This window comes from Halobaculum roseum (genome assembly GCF_019880245.1).
In the GTDB taxonomy this organism is placed as follows: Archaea; Halobacteriota; Halobacteria; order Halobacteriales; family Haloferacaceae; genus Halobaculum; species Halobaculum roseum.
The window spans coordinates 776,574-792,303 of sequence record NZ_CP082286.1; the positions used below are offsets into that span (position 1 = coordinate 776,574).

Consider the following 15,730-nt stretch of genomic DNA (forward strand, 5'->3'; position numbering starts at 1 on the left):
CGCGTAGCTCAGCCCACGAGAATGAGTCGCGACGACCCGATCGCCGCCGCGATCCTGTCCGAGTCGGCGTACGAACGGACGCGATACCGGGAGTTCGGGTGGTTCAATCAGTCGCTCACGCGGAAACTCACGGTCCAGAGCTACCTCCTGCACCTGCTCGCAGCGGTGCTCCCGGTGCTGGCGATGCTGCCCGGGGAGATCCGTACGGCGTATCTCGGGGAACCGCTTCCAGACGCCGCGCCGGCGGTCGGCGTCGCCGCCCTCGCGGCCGCCGTCGTCGTCGCCGTCGGCGGCGTCGGGCTGATCGCCGTGGCGCTGTTCCTGCTCGCCCGCGGCGACAGCCTCGACGACGAGACCGCGCGGGCCGTGCGCTCCGTCGAGCGCGTCTGTTCGATGACCGGCCTGGTGACCGGCGGGGTCGCGACCCTCGCGGTGTACTCGCTCGCGCTCATGGGGTTCGGGGGGATCGAGGCGGTGCGGGCGTGGACCGCCGCCGGCGGCGGCAACCCGTACGCGCCGAGCGGGGTCCACCTCCCGCTCGCGACCGTCGCGGTCGCGGTGTTGGGACTCGGCGTCGGGCTGCGCGTCGCGGCGGCGTACCTCCGGTCGCGCGGCGTCGGCGACCCCGCGCGGGCGTCATAAAAGGGGCGACGGCCGGCCGTCAGATCCGCGGTTCGGCGTCGGCGGCGTCCTCCAGCGAGCGGTTGTGCAGCGCGTCGCCGTTCGTCGTGTCGAACAGGTGGACCGCGTCCGACGGGAACCGCGCGACGACCGACTCGCCGGCCTCGATGCGGCGCATGCCGCCGACGGTCGCGACGAACGTGTCGCTCATGTCACCGTCGAAGCCGAGGTAGACGGCGTTCTCGTTGCCCATCGGCTCGACGACGTCGACCACCGTGTCGAACTCGTCGTCGCCCGCGGACCCCGCGGCCGCGACCTCGACGTCCTCCGGGCGGATGCCGAGGGTCACGCCGTCGGCACCCTCGACGGCCTCGCGCATGTCGGCCGTCAGCGGGTACTCGAAGGCGTCGGCGACCAGCCGGTCGCCCTCGACGGTCGCATCGAAGAAGTTCATCGACGGCTCGCCGATGAACCCGGCGACGAAGCGGTTCGCCGGGCGGTGGTAACACTCCAGGGGCGTGCCGGCCTGCTGGAGCTCGCCGCCGTCGAGGATCGCGATCCGGTCGCCCATCGTCATCGCCTCGGTCTGATCGTGGGTGACGTAGACGGTCGTGGTATCCAGGTCCTCCTGGATGCGCTGCAGCTCCGTGCGCATCTGCGAGCGGAGCTTGGCGTCGAGGTTCGACAGCGGCTCGTCCATCAGGAACACCTCGGGCTCGCGGACGATCGCCCGTCCGAGCGCCACGCGCTGCTGTTGGCCGCCGGACAGCTCCGACGGCTTCCGGTCGAGCAGCTCCGGGATGTCGAGCAGGTCCGCGGCGTTCTCGACGCGCTCGTCGATCTCCGCGTCGGCCATGTCGGTGGACTCCTCCAGCCCGAAGGCCATGTTCTCGCGGGTCGTCATGTGCGGGTACAGCGCGTACGACTGGAACACCATCGCGATGTCCCGGTCCTGCGGCTTCTGGTCCACGATGGATCGCCCGCCGAGGCGGATGTCGCCGCTGGTGACCGTTTCCAGCCCGGCGACCATCCGCAGCGTCGTCGACTTCCCGCAGCCCGACGGCCCGACGAGGACGAGGAACTCCCCGTCCTCGATGTCGACCGTCACGTCGTCGACGGCGACGATGTCGGAGCCGTCGTCGTCTGTGAACACCTTCCGTACGTCGTCGAGTTCGAGTTCAGCCATTGTCAGAGTCCCCCGTGTGACCCGCGATCGCGGGTCGGTCGGTCGTGATCCGTCGATCCGACGGCGTCCACCGTCGGTGTTGCGGTCGCGGTGCGCTCCGGCGCCCCGGCCGGCCGGGTGCACGGTCGCGAGGTGACGCGCGGTGTCGCCGCGTTCGGTGCCGCGGTCTCACTGCGTTCGACCGCGCTCGCGGGTCGCTGTGCTCCCCGCTCGCTTCGAGGCACTCGCTCCGCTCGTGCCTCGCACCTCACGTCGCCACCCCCTCGGCGAACTCCTCGCCGAACATGATGTACACGATGAGCGTCGGCAGCGCGGCGATGAACGCCCCGGCCATCCGGAGCGCGAAGTCCTGCCCCTCCATCGACTCCCCGAGTCCGGCGAGGATGAGCACGACCGGGGCGGCCGGGCTCGACTCGGTGGACACGAGGATCAGCGCGAACAGGAGGTCGTTCCAGATCTGCGTGAACTGATAGATGAGCACGACCGCGAACATCGGCGTCGAGATCGGGAAGACGATCCGGCGGTACACCCGACGGAACGTCGCGCCGTCGAGGCGCGCCGCCTCGATCATCTCCTCGCTCACGTTCCGGTAGTACGACCGGAACAACACCATGCAGATCGGGATGCCGTACGCGACGTGGGTGATCGTCAGCTCGACCAGCCCGACGTACGACTGCGGGACCCCGAGCAGCCACAGTGGCGTCAACAGCTCCGCCAGCGGCATCGCGCCCCAGAACTGCGAGAGGGGCACGAGCACCGCCTGATACGGGATGAAGATCCCGGCGACGAGCATCGCCAACACCGGCGCCTTGTAGCGGGCCCGCCAGTCGGCCTGCGTCAGGCCGTATGCGGCGAAGCTGCCGAGCAAGGCGGAGATGATCGTCGCTGGCACGGCGTACAGCGCGCTGTTGACCATGCCGCGGCCCAGCGCCGCCAGCGCGGTCTGCCACTTCTCCAGCGTGAAGAACCGCGGCGGCGGCGGCGCGAACGGCAGCGTCGAGCTGATCCCGCCGGGGTTCGTCTTGAACGCGGTGACGAGCCCGGATTCGATCGGCGTCAGGAAGAACACCGTCATGCCGACGATCGCGGCGTACAGCGCGACGCGGTAGCCGTCGACCCCCGCGAGGTCGTCGCGGATCCGGTCGGCGACGCCGTCGGTCCGGTCGGTCGCGTCCGTCGAGTCCGTCGAGTCCGGTTCGTCGAGATGTGCGTCGCTCATAGGTTCCCCTGTTTGTACTCGTAGTAGAGGTACGGGCCGATGATCGACAGCGCCATCAGGAACAGGATGATCGCGATCGCCGACGCGTACGCCCAGTTGTTCGTGCTGTACGCCTCACGGACCATCTTGGTCGCGAGGATGTCCGCCCCGTTGGGCGGCCGGTAGCCGCTGACCAGCGAGTACAGGAAGTCGAACGCCTTCAGCGCGAACACCATCAGGACGATGGCGGCGCTGATCGTCGACCCCTTCAGCTGCGGGATGATGACCCGCCAGTACATCTTCAGCGTCGACGCCCCGTCGACGCGGGCGGCCTCGTAGTGTTCGGTCGGGATCGCGCGCAGCCCCGCGAGGTACACGACCATCGTGTACCCCGAGAACTGCCACACGAGCGCGAACACCACCGCCCACAGGACGAGCGAGGAGTTCCCGATCCAGTTGATCGGGCCGATCCCGAACGCCCCGAGGGCGATGTTGACGACGCCGTTGTTGTAGTTGTACATCCACAGCCAGAACTGCGCCGTCACGACGAACGAGAGGCTCATCGGCAGCAGGTAGATGGTGCGGAACGTGTTCTCGAACCGGATGTTCCGGTCGATGAGGATCGCGAGCACCATCCCCACGCCGAGGGCGACGGCGGTGAAGGCCACGACCAACAGGAACGTGTTGACCGTCGCGTCGATGACCGCCGAGTCGTTGATCGCCCGGACGTACATCTCGAAGTCGAGATCGGAGTAGTCCGGGCCGACGAACCCCTCGTAGTCGGTCAGCGAGATGACGAAGTTCCACGCGATGGCGCCGTAGACGAACAGCCCGACGAGCAGGAACGGGGGCAGCCAGAACGGCGCGGACTCGGTGAAGTCCTCGCCGAACCGGTCGTTGAGCCGATCGACGACCCCGCCGCCCTCGCTTGCGGCCGTTCCCCCGTCGGTCACGACCGTGTCGTCACTCTCCCCGGTGGCGCCGAACACGGCGCGCCGGAGCCTGGATCGAGTCCTCGAAAGAAAGTCGCGCATGTGCTGCGCTCAGTTGGAGACTGCGTCGACGAAGCCCTGCGTGGCGGCGTCGACGTTGTACGGTCCGGAGAACTCGCTGGAGATCACGTCGTTCAGCGAGGACCGCTGGTCGGCCGTGATACCCAGACCGTGCTGGATGTTCGGCGGGCGCTGATCGGCGTCGGCGAAGTCCTCCGCCGTCTGTTGGAGGTACGGGCCGAACTCGGACATGTCGACGTCCGTCCGCGTCGGGATGGATCCCTTGAACTGGTTGAACGCGACCTGCGCGGCCTCGCCGCCGACGAACTCCAGCCACGTCCGCGTGCTCTCGGGGCTCGGGTTGTTCGACGGGTACAGGAACGAGTCGAAGTGGAGGGTGTACATGCCCTCGGTGCCGGGGAACGTCTTGAAGCCCCAGTCGGACTCGTACTCGAAGTCCTCCGCGTTGCGGTACGCTCCCGCCGCCCAGTTACCCTGGTGGATGAACGCGGCGTTGCCCTCGATGATGTTCTGGTTCGACTCCGTCAGCCCGATCGAGGCTGCGTCCTCGTTGATGTAGTTCTCGAGGATCGTCGCGAGCGACTCGAAGGCGCTCCGGATCGCGTCCTCCGAGGGACTCCCCTCGACGAAGTTCATGTACTCGTCGTAGCCGGCCTGTCCGAGCAGGACGGCCGCGAACAGCTGCGTCGTCGTCCACGTGCCGCTGGCGCCGTGGGTCATCGGGGTCGCGTCCGTCTCGCTGGCGACCGTCTCCAGCGCGTCGACGAGCGCGGAGACGCTGGTGAGCGAGTCGGGGTCGACGCCGGCCTCCTCGACGACCGAGGTGTTGTAGAACAGGCAGTTCAGCCGGTGCGAGCCCAGCGGGACGGCACGGAAGGCGCCGTCGTACTGGTGGAGGTCGACGGCCTCCTGCACGTGGCTGTCGGTGAAGCCGGTCTCCTCCCAGAGGTCGGAGATGTCGCCGAGCACGCCCTCGTAGCGGCCGAGGTTGGGGCCCGGCCAGTTGGCGAAGGAGCTCGGCGGGTTGTCGTTCTGCAGCCGGTTGGCGACGACGGCGTCCAGGTTCTGGTTGCCGCCCCCGCCGATGGGGTTCATGTCGAGTTCCGTGTCCGGATACTCCTCGTTGAACGCCTCCTCCAACGCATCGGCGGCCGTCGCGCCGTCGCCGCCGGTCCAGCCGTGCAGCACCTCGACGGGACCGCCGCCTCCGCCGCCGCCGATACCCGAACAGCCGGCCAGTCCGACCATGCCGGCCGCCCCGAGGGCGCCGGCGCCTTTCACTACGTCTCGTCGGTTGAGTTCCGTGTCCTTCATTATCGTTCCTCCGTGCGTGGAGCCATCTCACGGTATCCGGAGCGGGTACTTAAGGCTTGCCGATATTTACTCCCGTCCGAATGAAAATGTGGTACAACGGGCGTTGTACCTCCCGATCTCGGGAGCCCCGGGGGGAGCGTCGGGCCGACGGTGGCGATGTACCGACGGCGCCGACGGGTCGAACCCGGTCGGCAGTCGCGGTCAGTCGTCCGTCCCGTCCGTCGACGCGTCCGGAACCGGTTCGTCGGTTCCGGCGAGCGCGTTCAGCAGGGTGACTGCTTCGGGCTTCGAGAGCGGCTCGTTCGCGTTGCCGCAGTGGGGCGACTGGACGCAGGCGGGACAGCCGTCCGCGCAGTCACAGGCGGCGATCAGCCGAGCCGTGCGCGCGAGCAGGCGATCGGCGTCGCGGTACGACGCGCGCGTCAGCCCCACGCCGCCGGGGTAGCCGTCGTAGATGAACACGGTCGACTGGCCGGTGTGGGGGTGAAACGGCGTCGAGACGCCGCCGATGTCCGCGCGGTCGCACAGGAGATCCAGCGGCATGAGCGAGATGGAGCCGTGCTCGGCGGCGTGGATCCCCCCGTTGAAGCCCGCGTCGCCCCGCCCGGCCCCGGCCGCTACCTCTCGCATCTCCCCCTCCACGTCCGCGGGGACCGTGTAGTACAGCGCCCGCGTCCGCAACTCCGTCTCCGGGAGGTCCAGCGCCTCCGAGCCGATCGTCTCGCCCGTGGAGCCGTCTTTGCGCTCGAAGCCGGTGATCTGCTCGGTCACGGTCACGTCCGCGAACCGGACCTCGGTGTCCTCGCGCGCCGCGAGCGGGCGCGAGCGCAGGTCCTCGTTCACGACCACGTCCTTGTCGGTCAGTACGCGGGTGTAGTAGTCGGCCCACGTCGGCCGGAGGCGAGCCACGTCCCGATCGAGGTTCAACTCGTCGACCTCGTAGGTCTGTCCCTGGTGGTGGTAGACGGCGCCCGGATGGGCGTCGCGCAGGGCGTCGCCGAACGACAGCGACGCGATCACGTCGTCGGTGCGGGCGTCCATGAGGTCGATCTCGCGGTCGTCGATCGTCCGGAGGCTCATCGAGTGCTGGGCGCTCCCGGGGCCGTCGTACGTCCAGCGCGGGCCCCGGGAAGTGTCCATCCGCTCCAGCGTTCCGTCCGCCTCCAGCGACTCGACGACCGACTCGAACGAGTCGCCGAAGTGCGAGGCGTCCTCGGGGCGGAGCCAGTTCTCGTCGGCCGCGCTGGCGACGTGACTCGGCAGGAGTTCGCCGTTCTCGGGGTCGACCATCGCGCGCTCGGGGTCGCCCTCGAACAGGTCGTCCGGGTTCGTCATGAGGTACTGGTCGAGTTGGTCCTCGCCGCCGACCATGATCACGAGCGCGTCGTCGGTGCCGCGGCCGGCACGGCCCGCCTGCTGGAACGCCGACATCCGGGTTCCGGGGTAGCCGTCGAGGATCACGGCGTCGAGGCCACCCACGTCGACGCCGAGTTCGAGCGCGTTCGTCGACCACACGCCGGCCACCTCGCCCGAGTGGAGCCCCGACTCGATCTCCCGGCGGCGCTCGTTCGTCAGGCTCGCCTGATACGCCTCGACGCGACCGGCGAGGTCGTGTTCGCCGCGCTGGCGCAGCTCCTTCGCCGAGTCGCTCGCGTACCGCTCGGCGGTCTGACGCGCGCGGGTGAACACGAGCGTCTGGAGGCCCTCCTGCACCAGGTCGCAGAAGAGTCGCTTCGTCTCGGTGTGGCTCGACCGCCGCCGGCCGGACTGCTGGTCGGCCTGCCGGCCCTCGTACTCCGGCGGGTTCCACAGCAGCCAGTGGCGCGGCCCGCGGGCGGAGGCGTCCTCGTCGACGAGCGTGAAGCCCGACTCGGGGCGAGCGGTCACCCGCGCGGCGTGCTCGACGGGGTTGCCGATGGTCGCCGAGCAGCAGACGAACTGCGGGTCGGCGCCGTAGCGCTCGCAGATCCGGTTGAGCCGTCGCATGACGAGCGCGACGTGGCTGCCGAACACGCCGCGGTAGCCGTGCACCTCGTCGATGACAACGGTTTCGAGCGAGCCGAAGAACCACTCCCAGTGCTTGTACGCCCACGGGAGCAGCCCGTAGTGGAGCATGTCGGGGTTCGAGAGGAGAACCGTCGGCTGTCGGTCGCGCACGTCGCGCTTTTCAGACTTCGACAGGCGGCCCGTGTACTGGTCGACGGAGACGCGGGAGCCGAACCCGAGCCCGTGGGCCAGCTCCGAGAGCGTCTCCTCCTGGTCGGCGATGAGCGCGTTCTGCGGCGCGAGATACAGCGTCCGGCCGCCGTGGTCCATCGCGCGCTCGAAGGCGGGCACGGTGTACGCGAGCGACTTCCCGCTGGCGGTCCGGGTGGCGAGCACCACGTCGTCGCCGTCGCGGACGGCCTCGACCGCCCGCGCCTGATGGTCGTACAGCGAGTCGATCCCCTCGTCTGCGAGCGCGCTCGCGAGCCGCGGCTCCAAGTCCACGTCGGCGAGGGCGGCCTCACGGCCGGGAAGCGTCCGCCGGTCCGCGATCTGTCCCTCGTAGTAGGGGCGCGATCGGAGCCACTCGACGGTGTCGTCCACGGTGATCGCGGGTAGGGGCTGGCGCGCTTACCGGTTGCGGTCGTCGCCGTCGCCGTCCTCGCCGTCGCCGTCCTCCCCGTCCTCGCCGGCGGCCGCGGACGGGAGCGCGACGTCCGCGTCGCGGGCCAGCGCGACGAGCCCGACGCCGTCGTACACGTCAACCGGCGCGGACCGGGCACGGTCGACCGCGTCCGGCTCGACCTCGTCGACGGTCGCGAGCACGGCGAACGAAAGGCCCCGTTCGGCCGCGAGGGTCGCGAACTCCTCGACGTCGGCCTCGGTCACGGGAGTGCGGCGAAGGGCGACGACCGCCCGCTCGGGCGGAGCGTCCGACCGCTCGCGAACGAGCGACAGCTCGACGGTCCCGTCGGGGGTTACGGGCGCGACCGTCGCCTCGAACGCCGGCCAGATCCCGCCCAGCCGCTCGGCGAAGGCGGCGAACTCTCCGTCCGGGAGCGCGGCGAGTCGATCGGCCGGGTGGCGCACGTTCCGGGGTACGGTCCCCCCGGCGAAAAACCGCATCGGTCCCGGCTCGTCTCCTCCCGTCCCGATCCGTCCCGTCCGGTTCCGTGTCGCCGTCCCGAGCGACGACGAGTTCCCGGCCGCCGTCGTCGTGACTCGGCGCTCGTCGGTCCCCGTGTCGCCGCCGGGTTGATTACCTCACGGTCGTCACCCCTGGTATGGACCCGACGGCGAAGCGGGCGGAATACGACGACCCGGTGACGGTCGCGGTCCCCGGCGGCCGGCTCACGCTCGACGCGTCGTACGTCGACGCCGAGGCGGAGGAGATCAGGGGGCAGGCGCGCGAGTACCGCGAGGGAACCCGGACGGCGTTCGACCTCGACGTCCGGTATCCCGACGGCTTCACCGGCCGGGTGATGGGCGCGATGGCGGCGATCCCGTACGGCGAGACGCGGACCTACGGCGACCTCGCCGACGACCTCGACAACGCGCCCCAGCCGGTCGGCGCCGCCTGCGGGCGCAACCCGGTCCCGCTCGTCGTCCCGTGCCACCGCGTCGTCGCCGCCGACGGGCTCGGCGGCTTCTCCGCGGACGGCGGCCCCGAACTCAAGCGCCACCTGCTCGATCACGAGCGCAGCGACTCCGTGCAGGTCACCCTCGGCGACGCCGACACCGGGGTCGACGCCGACACCGATGTCGACGGCGGTGGCGACGCGGACGCACAGCCGTGAGCGACGCCGGTACCTACACGCTGGTGTTCGCCGTTCCCGAGGCGATCGCCGTCGAGGTCGGCGCGCTCGGCGGCCGGGAGCTTCCCGCTGGGGCGTACGCCTACACGGGGAGCGCGCTCGGCGCCGGCGGCTTCTCGCGCATCGACCGCCACCGCCGGGTCGCCGCCGGCGACCACGACGTGCGCCACTGGCACGTCGACTACCTCGGCGCCCACGACGCCGTCTCGTTGGCGACGGTCGAGCGCCTCGGCGACGGCCGCGACGAGGAGTGCCGCCTCGCGCGGGCGGTCGCGACCGGGGCCGCGGACGGCGACCCGGTCCCCGGCTTCGGCGCCTCCGACTGCGACTGCCCGTCCCACCTCGCGCGGTTCGACGGCGTCGCGGCCGCGGAAGCAGCGGTGGCGACGGCGTACGACGAGCTTCGGGAGGTCGAGGAAGCCGATGAGAACCGTGCATCCGACGCGTCGAACGCGCGCTGACGGAGCGCTTTTGGGTGCGGCCCCGAACCCGGCGGTATGTTCCCGCCGCTCGCGTACCTGCAGTGGATCGAGGGGCGTCCGGCCGCCGCCGAGCACGACCTCGGATCCAGCGACCTCCGACGCCCGCCCGCCGGCGACCCAGACGACCCCGTTCCGTCCCGACTGCGCGGGCGTTCCGCTCCCGAGTACGACCGATCGCTGCGCGAGCGCGTCGCCGCCGAGTACGACCTCGACGAGACGAACGTGCTGCTCACCGCGGGGGCGACCCACGGCGGCTTCCTCGCGTCCGCGACCGCGGCGGCGCTCGCCCGCGAGCGCGACGGCGGAGACGACGGCCCCCGCCCATGGGCGCTCGTAGAGGCGCCGGGCTACGAACCGCTCGTCGAGACGCCGCGCGGGATCGGCAGCCGAGCCGCACGCTTCCGACGCCCCGGACCGACGTACGATCTCGACCCCGACCGCGTCGCGGCGGCGGCCGCCGACCTCGCGGGCCCGCTCGCGCACGTCACGGTCACCAACCGGCACAACCCGACGGGCGCCCTGACCGACCGCGCGACGCTCGCGGCGACCGCCGAGGTCGCCGCCGACCGCGGCGGCCACCTGCTCGTCGACGAGGTGTACGCGCCCTACACCGTCCGCGAGGGTGGCCAGGGAGGCAGTGCAGAGACAGCTACAAGCGACGGCGCCTTCGGCGGCCCGACGGGCGCCGGGCTGCCGGCGACGGTCACCGTCGGCTCGCTCACGAAGTTCCATGGGCTGGGCGGGCTCCGCGTCGGCTGGATCACCGGCCCCCAGGCGTTCGTCGAGCGCGCGCGGCTGGTGGAACACCACGTCCCCGCGCTCGCCGCGCCGAGCGTCGCGCTCGCGCGCCGATTTTTCGCCCACCGGGACGACCTCGTCGCCGACGCCCGCGAGCACTGCCGCCGGAACCACGAACTGCTCGCGGCGTTCCTCGACGGCCGCGACGACCTTGCCGGGTCCGTCGAACCGGGGTCGCCGTTCGCGTACCTCGAACACGAGCGCGCCGACGGCGACGCGGTGAGCGAGGCTGCGTGGGACGCCGGCGTGCTCGTCGTCCCCGGGCGCTTCTTCGGGCTGGACGACGGCGTCCGCGTCTCGCTGGGGCGGGCGCCCGACGACTGTGCGGCGGCGCTCGAGGCGTTCGGCCGGGTTCTTGACGGACTCTGAGGCCCCGTCGCGTCATCGTGCCGTCATGGGTTCGTCTGACGGATGTTTTTGTGACCACAAGTCAACGAACTGTCGCAAGGAGGTCGCCGGAGTGCGAGTCCGCGACGCGGCGGGAGATCCGCCGTGTCAGCGATGTCGCGTCTCACAGGCGGCCCGGACCATGACCTTACGATGACACGGAGATCAACGCTCGAAGAGACTGAAACCGACGAACGCGACGCGGCCGACCCGGCCCGGCACGGATCCCCTGTGTCGGCGGTCGTCCGCTCCTTCGCGGCGGTCGAGGACATCGACCCCGTGGAACTGAACACGACCCTCCAGGAAGTCGTCGACGCCGACGCGCTCGCGTCGCTCGCGCGCCACGAGGGGAGCGACTGGCGCCTCGAGTTCCCCCTCGGCGACCACGAGGTCGTCGTCGAGGGTGGCGGAACCGTCGTCGTCGACGACCGCGCCTTCCCGAACCAGTTTTGAGTCCGGAGCGACGCGCACGACCGGCGTGACGGCCGTCGCGCGCCTTCCGGGGCGTCGGCCCGTCCGTGCTACTCCTCGTCGCCGCCGCGGTAGCCGCGACCGAACGAGTAGCCCGCGACGATCGCGAACACGGCGAACAGCCCGAGGAGGAACCCCACGGCACGGTCCGCGAACGGGACGCCGTCGAGCGATCCAGTGACATACAGCGCGGCGAGGATCGTGAGAAAGCCGAACAGCGGGAGGGCGGTGAGCCGGTTCATACCGACGGCTGGGTACGACCCCTGTTAACAGTATCGCGGCGACGGGGAGTCCCGGCGACGTCGCACGGGACGGTGGTCACCGGAGCGCCTCGGCGACCTTCTCGACCGGATGCGGCGGGTCGCCGTCGGCGCCGTCGCGTTCGGCGAGCTGCGACCGGCAGGAGGCGCCGGGCGCGGTGACCGCCTCGCCGGGGCTGTCGTCGACCTGGTCGAAGAGGATCGACGCGATGGCCGTACTCATCGAGTGATGTTCGGCCTCGTAGCCGAAGCTTCCGGCCATCCCGCAGCACGTGGAGTCCAGCGGGTCCACCTCGTAGCCGGCGCGCCGGAGCACGCCGACCGCGTGGTGGTCCTTCTTCGTCGCCTTCTGGTGGCAGTGCCCGTGGTACGTGAGCGCGCCCTCCCCCGCCAGATCCATCGACTCGTCGAGCCGGAAGGCGTCGAGGTACTCCAGCACGCCGTAGCTGTTGGCGGCGACGTTTGCGGCGGCCGCCGAGTCGTGGAGGTCGAGGAGATCCGACTGGAGCATCACGGCCTCGCTTGGTTCGACGACGACCACGTCGCGGCCGGCGTCGACGCGGGGGGCCAGATCCTCGACCGCGGCGCCGGTGCGCTCGCGGGCGGCGTCGAGAAAGCCCATGCTGTGTGCCGGCCGGCCGGTGTCCTCCACGTCCGCGAGTTCGACGCGGACGCCCGCCGCTTCGAGCACCCGGACCGCAGCCTTCCCGGCGTCTGGGTGGTTGTAATTCGTGTACGTGTCCGGGACGAGCACGGCGACGCGCTCGGCGTCCGCCTCGGCGACTGCCGGGCCGCCCCGGGATTCGAACCAGTCGCGCAGCGTCGTCCGGTGGAACTCCGGGAGGTCGCGCTCGGCGGCGATCCCGAGGAGCTTCTCCCCGAGGAGTCCCGAGCCGGGAAGCCTCATCGCCCAGTTCGACACCGGCGCCAGCGCCGACCCGACCCGCGAGAGGAGGTTGACGTTCGCGAACAGGCGGTCGCGGAGGCTCGGGCCCTCGCGCTCGTGGCGCTCGTGGACGACTTCGGCCTTCAGCTTCGCCATGTCGACGCCGCTGGGGCAGTTGCGCTTACACCCCTTGCAGCCGACACACAGGTCCATCACCTCGCTCGTGAACTCCTCGGAGAACGGGTCCTCGGGCAGATCGCCCGACATCGCCCCGCGTAGGAGGTTCGCGCGGCCGCGGGTGCTCTGGATCTCCTCGTCGGCCGCACGGAAGGTGGGGCACATCACGCCGCCGGTCGTCGACTGCCCGCCGCGACAGCCGCCGCAGCCGTGACACAGCTCCGTCATCCCCTGAAATCCGTTCTCGTTGTGCCAGTTCAGCTCCGGCTCGAACCCCGCGTCGAAGGCGTACTCGGGGTCGAACCGGAGGTGTTCGGTGAGACTGTGATCGCCACAGACGTTCCCGGGGTTCAGGAGCCAATCGGGGTCGAAGGCGGTCTTGAGGTCGCGGAAGGTCGACCAGAGGTCGTCGCCGTACAGCTTCCGGTTCCACTGGGTTCGGGCGCGACCGTCGCCGTGCTCTCCCGAGACGCTGCCGCCGTACTTCACGACCAGGTCGCTGGCGCCGTCGGCGATGCGCTCGAACTGGTCGAGCCCCTCGACCGTCTTGGTGTCGACCAGCGGCCGGATGTGGAGCACGCCGGGGCCCGCGTGGGCGTAGAACGCCGCGAACGTCCCGACCTCCTCCAGCAGCGCCTGGAAGTCGGCGGCGTAGTCCGCGAGGTGCTCCGGCGGCACCGCGCAGTCCTCGATGAACGACATGTGCTTGGCGTCTGACGTGCGGCTGAGCAGGATCGGCATCCCCGCCTTGCGCATCTTCCAGAACGTCGCGCGCCGCTCGGGGTCGTGCGCCTCCAGCGCGTGCGTGGCGAACACCTCGTCGCCGGCGTCGGCGCGGTCCGCGCTCGCCTCGACCTCGGTGTCGACCCCGGGACAGCGGTCGGCGACAAGGTCGGCGACCTTCCGTCGTCCGTCGTCGTCGCTGTCGGCGTAGAACTCCACGAGCAGCGTCGAGTCGGTGCCCTCGGGGAGCAGGCCGACGACATCGCCGAACTCGGCCGTCTCCCGCGCGAGATCGAGGAACGTGTCGTCCATTACCTCGACGGCGGCGGGGTCGTGTTCGAGGATCCGGGCCACGTCCTCCATCGCGTCCAGCAGCGAGTCGTAGGTGAGCAGCGCGACCGCCTTCGTCTCGGGCACCTCCACCAGCGAGACGGTCGCCTCGGTGACGATCCCGAGCGTCCCCTCGCTCCCGCACATGAGCCGCGCGAGGTTCACCGTTCCCGCCTCGCCGGGTTCGTCGGCGCCGACCCCCTGTCCCGGCCCGCTCGCGGCTCCGCCGCTCGCCTCTTCGGAGGCGGTTCCCGCCTCCCACTCCCCGCGCGCCTCCGCCACGAGCACGTCGAGGTTGTAGCCGGAGACGTTGCGCTTCATGTCCGGGTAGCGCGCGGTCACCTCCTCGCTCTCCTCGTCGATGACCCGGACGAGTTCGGCGTAGATCCGTTCGAGCAGTTCCCCGTCGGGGTCGGCCGCCTCGCGCATCGTCGCCACCTCGATCTCGCCGAACGTCTCGACGGAGCCGTCGGCGAGGACGACCTCGCATGACTCGACGTACGCGTCGGTCTTGCCGTACTTCAGCGAGTGTGACCCGGTGGAATTGTTGCCGATCGCGCCGCCGATCGCGGACTTGTCGCGCCACGCCGGATCCGGCGCGAACTTCAGGCCGTGCGGGGCGGCAGCCTCGTTGAGCTCCTCGACGATGCAGCCGGCGTCGACGGTCGCCTCGCGATCGTCGGGGTCGAGATCGCGGATCTCGTCCATGTACTTCGTGAAATCGAGGACGACGGCCTCGTTCACCGCCTGGCCGGCCAGCGACGTGCCGCCGCCGCGGGGGAGCACCGGGATCTCCCGCTCGGCACAGTACGCCATCACCGCGGCCACGTCGTCGGTGGACCGCGGGAGGACGACGCCGATGGGCGTCTGCTGGTACGCGGAGGCGTCCGTCGCGTACAGCTGTCTGGAGTACGTGTCGAAGCGAACGTCGCCCTCCACGAGTTCCTCCAGGTCGTCCACGAGTCCCGGTCGGGCCACGTCCTCGGAGACGTAGTCGTAGTCGGCGTCGGTCAGGTCCGGCCCGCCGTCGGGCGGGGACGGGAGATCGGAAGACATCGAACGGATCGTGGTGGACGTGGGAGTCACATAAGCCCGCGGGGAGCCGGCGAATGCGGCGTCGATGCCAGCCCCGCCGTGTCGGTCACGCGGGCTCGTAGACGAGCCCGAACTCATCGCGGGCGACGACAGGCCAGGACTCGGGCGTGACCGGCTCCGTCGTCTCCTCGCCCCGCTCGAACCGGACGAGTTCGTCGGGCCGAAGCTTCAGATGGCCGTCCGGGGTCGACCGCGACACCACCGGATCGCCGGTGAACGGCGACTCCGGGGCGGCCGTGAGGAACTCGCAGGCGGCCGCGTAGAAGGAGCGTTCGCGGGCGACGGTCCCGAAGCGATAGCGGACGGTCCACTCCTCGTCCCCGGCCCGGCGGTACTCCGTCCGGTAGTCGGCGTCCGGGCGCTCGCTCTCGCGCACGCGCCAGGTTATGCCTGCCTCGTCCGTCAGGGGCTCGCCCGACAGCGGCGTCGGACGGCGCATCGTCGGCACGCCCATCCCCACGTCGGCGACGACCGGCGTCGCCGCGTCGGGGAGCGAGACGAGCGTCGTCTGGTGGTTCGCCGGCGGGTGGCCGGGGTCGTCGGCGCCGTCGACGACGCGCGCGGCGACCCGCGTCACGTCGAAGCCCACCGCGGAGAGCAGCGCCCGGAACAGCTCGTTCAGCTCGTAGCAGAAGCCGCCGCGGCCGTCCCCGCGGTCGACGATCTTCCCGTACAGCGCGTCCGGATGTCGGTCCACGCCCTCCGGGTCGTCGGCGCGGTGCGGGTGGCCCGCGACCGAGAGCGTCTCGAACGGGACCGACCGGACGTGCGCTCGCTGGAGCCGGCGGAGCCCCTCGCGGTCGACCGAGACCGTCGCGGGGTCGACGCCGATACGGGCGAGATGGCGCGTCGTGCGCTCGGTGTCCATGGCGGTGCGACGGCGCCCGGCGGCAAAAGCCGTCCCTGAAGCGCGTTTCAGTCGGCGGATGCGACCCCGTCGGCGGTCCCGACACAACAACAGCCAAGGGAACCCGGTACGGTACGAAGTC

The 15,730-nt window shown here is 70.8% G+C and carries 14 protein-coding genes; 5 read left to right on the top strand and 9 right to left on the bottom strand.

Features of this window, described 5'->3' with window-relative positions:
* The first annotated feature begins 21 nt into the window (after positions 1 to 21).
* Positions 22 to 642 carry a hypothetical protein gene (locus tag K6T36_RS03940; protein ID WP_222922687.1) on the top strand — a complete coding sequence of 207 codons (621 nt, stop codon included), beginning with the start codon at positions 22 to 24 and terminating at the stop codon, positions 640 to 642.
* Between the two features lie 19 nt (positions 643 to 661).
* On the opposite strand, the gene K6T36_RS03945 is transcribed toward K6T36_RS03940, so the two are convergent.
* From K6T36_RS03945 to K6T36_RS03970, 6 genes are all read right to left on the bottom strand, one after another.
* On the bottom strand, positions 662 to 1,807 hold the full coding sequence (locus K6T36_RS03945; RefSeq protein WP_222922688.1) for an ABC transporter ATP-binding protein: 1,146 nt from the start codon (positions 1,805 to 1,807) through the stop codon (positions 662 to 664).
* Between the two features lie 247 nt (positions 1,808 to 2,054).
* A complete protein-coding gene (locus K6T36_RS03950; RefSeq protein WP_222922689.1) occupies positions 2,055 to 3,026 on the bottom strand; it encodes a carbohydrate ABC transporter permease in 972 nt (323 codons plus the stop codon).
* Positions 3,023 to 4,039, bottom strand: coding sequence for a carbohydrate ABC transporter permease (locus K6T36_RS03955; RefSeq protein ID WP_222922690.1), 1,017 nt, complete (start codon positions 4,037 to 4,039; stop codon positions 3,023 to 3,025). Before K6T36_RS03955 ends, K6T36_RS03950 begins: the two co-directional genes overlap by 4 nt.
* A gap of 9 nt (positions 4,040 to 4,048) precedes the next feature.
* Positions 4,049 to 5,332, bottom strand: a complete 1,284-nt coding sequence (locus K6T36_RS03960; protein WP_222922691.1) for an ABC transporter substrate-binding protein — start codon at positions 5,330 to 5,332, stop codon at positions 4,049 to 4,051.
* Between the two features lie 201 nt (positions 5,333 to 5,533).
* Positions 5,534 to 7,921: a DEAD/DEAH box helicase gene (locus tag K6T36_RS03965; RefSeq protein WP_222922692.1), complete on the bottom strand. Its 2,388-nt coding sequence runs from the start codon at positions 7,919 to 7,921 to the stop codon at positions 5,534 to 5,536.
* Between the two features lie 27 nt (positions 7,922 to 7,948).
* Positions 7,949 to 8,407 (bottom strand): restriction endonuclease, encoded by a 459-nt coding sequence (locus tag K6T36_RS03970; RefSeq protein ID WP_222922693.1) that lies wholly within the window; start codon positions 8,405 to 8,407, stop codon positions 7,949 to 7,951.
* Between the two features lie 194 nt (positions 8,408 to 8,601).
* On the opposite strand from K6T36_RS03970, the gene K6T36_RS03975 reads away from it, so the two are divergent.
* The 4 genes from K6T36_RS03975 to K6T36_RS03990 all read left to right on the top strand — a co-directional run bounded on the left by K6T36_RS03975 (position 8,602) and on the right by K6T36_RS03990 (position 11,252).
* Positions 8,602 to 9,114 (top strand): methylated-DNA--[protein]-cysteine S-methyltransferase, encoded by a 513-nt coding sequence (locus K6T36_RS03975; protein WP_222922694.1) that lies wholly within the window; start codon positions 8,602 to 8,604, stop codon positions 9,112 to 9,114.
* Positions 9,111 to 9,593 carry a GIY-YIG nuclease family protein gene (locus K6T36_RS03980; protein ID WP_222922695.1) on the top strand — a complete coding sequence of 161 codons (483 nt, stop codon included), beginning with the start codon at positions 9,111 to 9,113 and terminating at the stop codon, positions 9,591 to 9,593. The genes K6T36_RS03975 and K6T36_RS03980 overlap by 4 nt, the downstream gene beginning before the upstream one ends.
* 36 nt (positions 9,594 to 9,629) lie before the next feature.
* Complete coding sequence (locus tag K6T36_RS03985; RefSeq protein ID WP_222922696.1) at positions 9,630 to 10,781, top strand: pyridoxal phosphate-dependent aminotransferase; 1,152 nt, start codon at positions 9,630 to 9,632, stop codon at positions 10,779 to 10,781.
* A gap of 171 nt (positions 10,782 to 10,952) precedes the next feature.
* Positions 10,953 to 11,252: a HalOD1 output domain-containing protein gene (locus K6T36_RS03990; RefSeq protein WP_222922697.1), complete on the top strand. Its 300-nt coding sequence runs from the start codon at positions 10,953 to 10,955 to the stop codon at positions 11,250 to 11,252.
* Between the two features lie 68 nt (positions 11,253 to 11,320).
* Here K6T36_RS03990 and K6T36_RS03995 read toward each other — a convergent pair whose 3' ends face one another.
* The 3 genes from K6T36_RS03995 to K6T36_RS04005 all read right to left on the bottom strand — a co-directional run bounded on the left by K6T36_RS03995 (position 11,321) and on the right by K6T36_RS04005 (position 15,609).
* The gene (locus K6T36_RS03995; protein WP_222922698.1) at positions 11,321 to 11,512 is read right to left on the bottom strand and encodes a hypothetical protein; all 192 of its coding nucleotides are present in this window, start codon (positions 11,510 to 11,512) and stop codon (positions 11,321 to 11,323) included.
* A gap of 76 nt (positions 11,513 to 11,588) precedes the next feature.
* On the bottom strand, positions 11,589 to 14,702 hold the full coding sequence (locus K6T36_RS04000) for an FAD-binding and (Fe-S)-binding domain-containing protein (RefSeq protein WP_222922699.1): 3,114 nt from the start codon (positions 14,700 to 14,702) through the stop codon (positions 11,589 to 11,591).
* Positions 14,703 to 14,787: 85 nt separating this feature from the next.
* Positions 14,788 to 15,609, bottom strand: a complete 822-nt coding sequence (locus K6T36_RS04005) for an arylamine N-acetyltransferase family protein (protein ID WP_222922700.1) — start codon at positions 15,607 to 15,609, stop codon at positions 14,788 to 14,790.
* Between the last annotated feature and the right edge of the window lie 121 nt (positions 15,610 to 15,730).

Coding starts and splice junctions, on each gene's coding strand:
- K6T36_RS03940 (WP_222922687.1), top strand. CDS start 22: ATGAGTCGCGACGACCCGATCGCCGCCGCGATCCTGTCCGAGTCGGCG.
- K6T36_RS03945 (WP_222922688.1), bottom strand. CDS start 1,807: ATGGCTGAACTCGAACTCGACGACGTACGGAAGGTGTTCACAGACGAC.
- K6T36_RS03950 (WP_222922689.1), bottom strand. CDS start 3,026: ATGAGCGACGCACATCTCGACGAACCGGACTCGACGGACTCGACGGAC.
- K6T36_RS03955 (WP_222922690.1), bottom strand. CDS start 4,039: ATGCGCGACTTTCTTTCGAGGACTCGATCCAGGCTCCGGCGCGCCGTG.
- K6T36_RS03960 (WP_222922691.1), bottom strand. CDS start 5,332: ATGAAGGACACGGAACTCAACCGACGAGACGTAGTGAAAGGCGCCGGC.
- K6T36_RS03975 (WP_222922694.1), top strand. CDS start 8,602: ATGGACCCGACGGCGAAGCGGGCGGAATACGACGACCCGGTGACGGTC.
- K6T36_RS03985 (WP_222922696.1), top strand. CDS start 9,630: ATGTTCCCGCCGCTCGCGTACCTGCAGTGGATCGAGGGGCGTCCGGCC.
- K6T36_RS03990 (WP_222922697.1), top strand. CDS start 10,953: ATGACACGGAGATCAACGCTCGAAGAGACTGAAACCGACGAACGCGAC.
- K6T36_RS03995 (WP_222922698.1), bottom strand. CDS start 11,512: ATGAACCGGCTCACCGCCCTCCCGCTGTTCGGCTTTCTCACGATCCTC.
- K6T36_RS04000 (WP_222922699.1), bottom strand. CDS start 14,702: ATGTCTTCCGATCTCCCGTCCCCGCCCGACGGCGGGCCGGACCTGACC.
- K6T36_RS04005 (WP_222922700.1), bottom strand. CDS start 15,609: ATGGACACCGAGCGCACGACGCGCCATCTCGCCCGTATCGGCGTCGAC.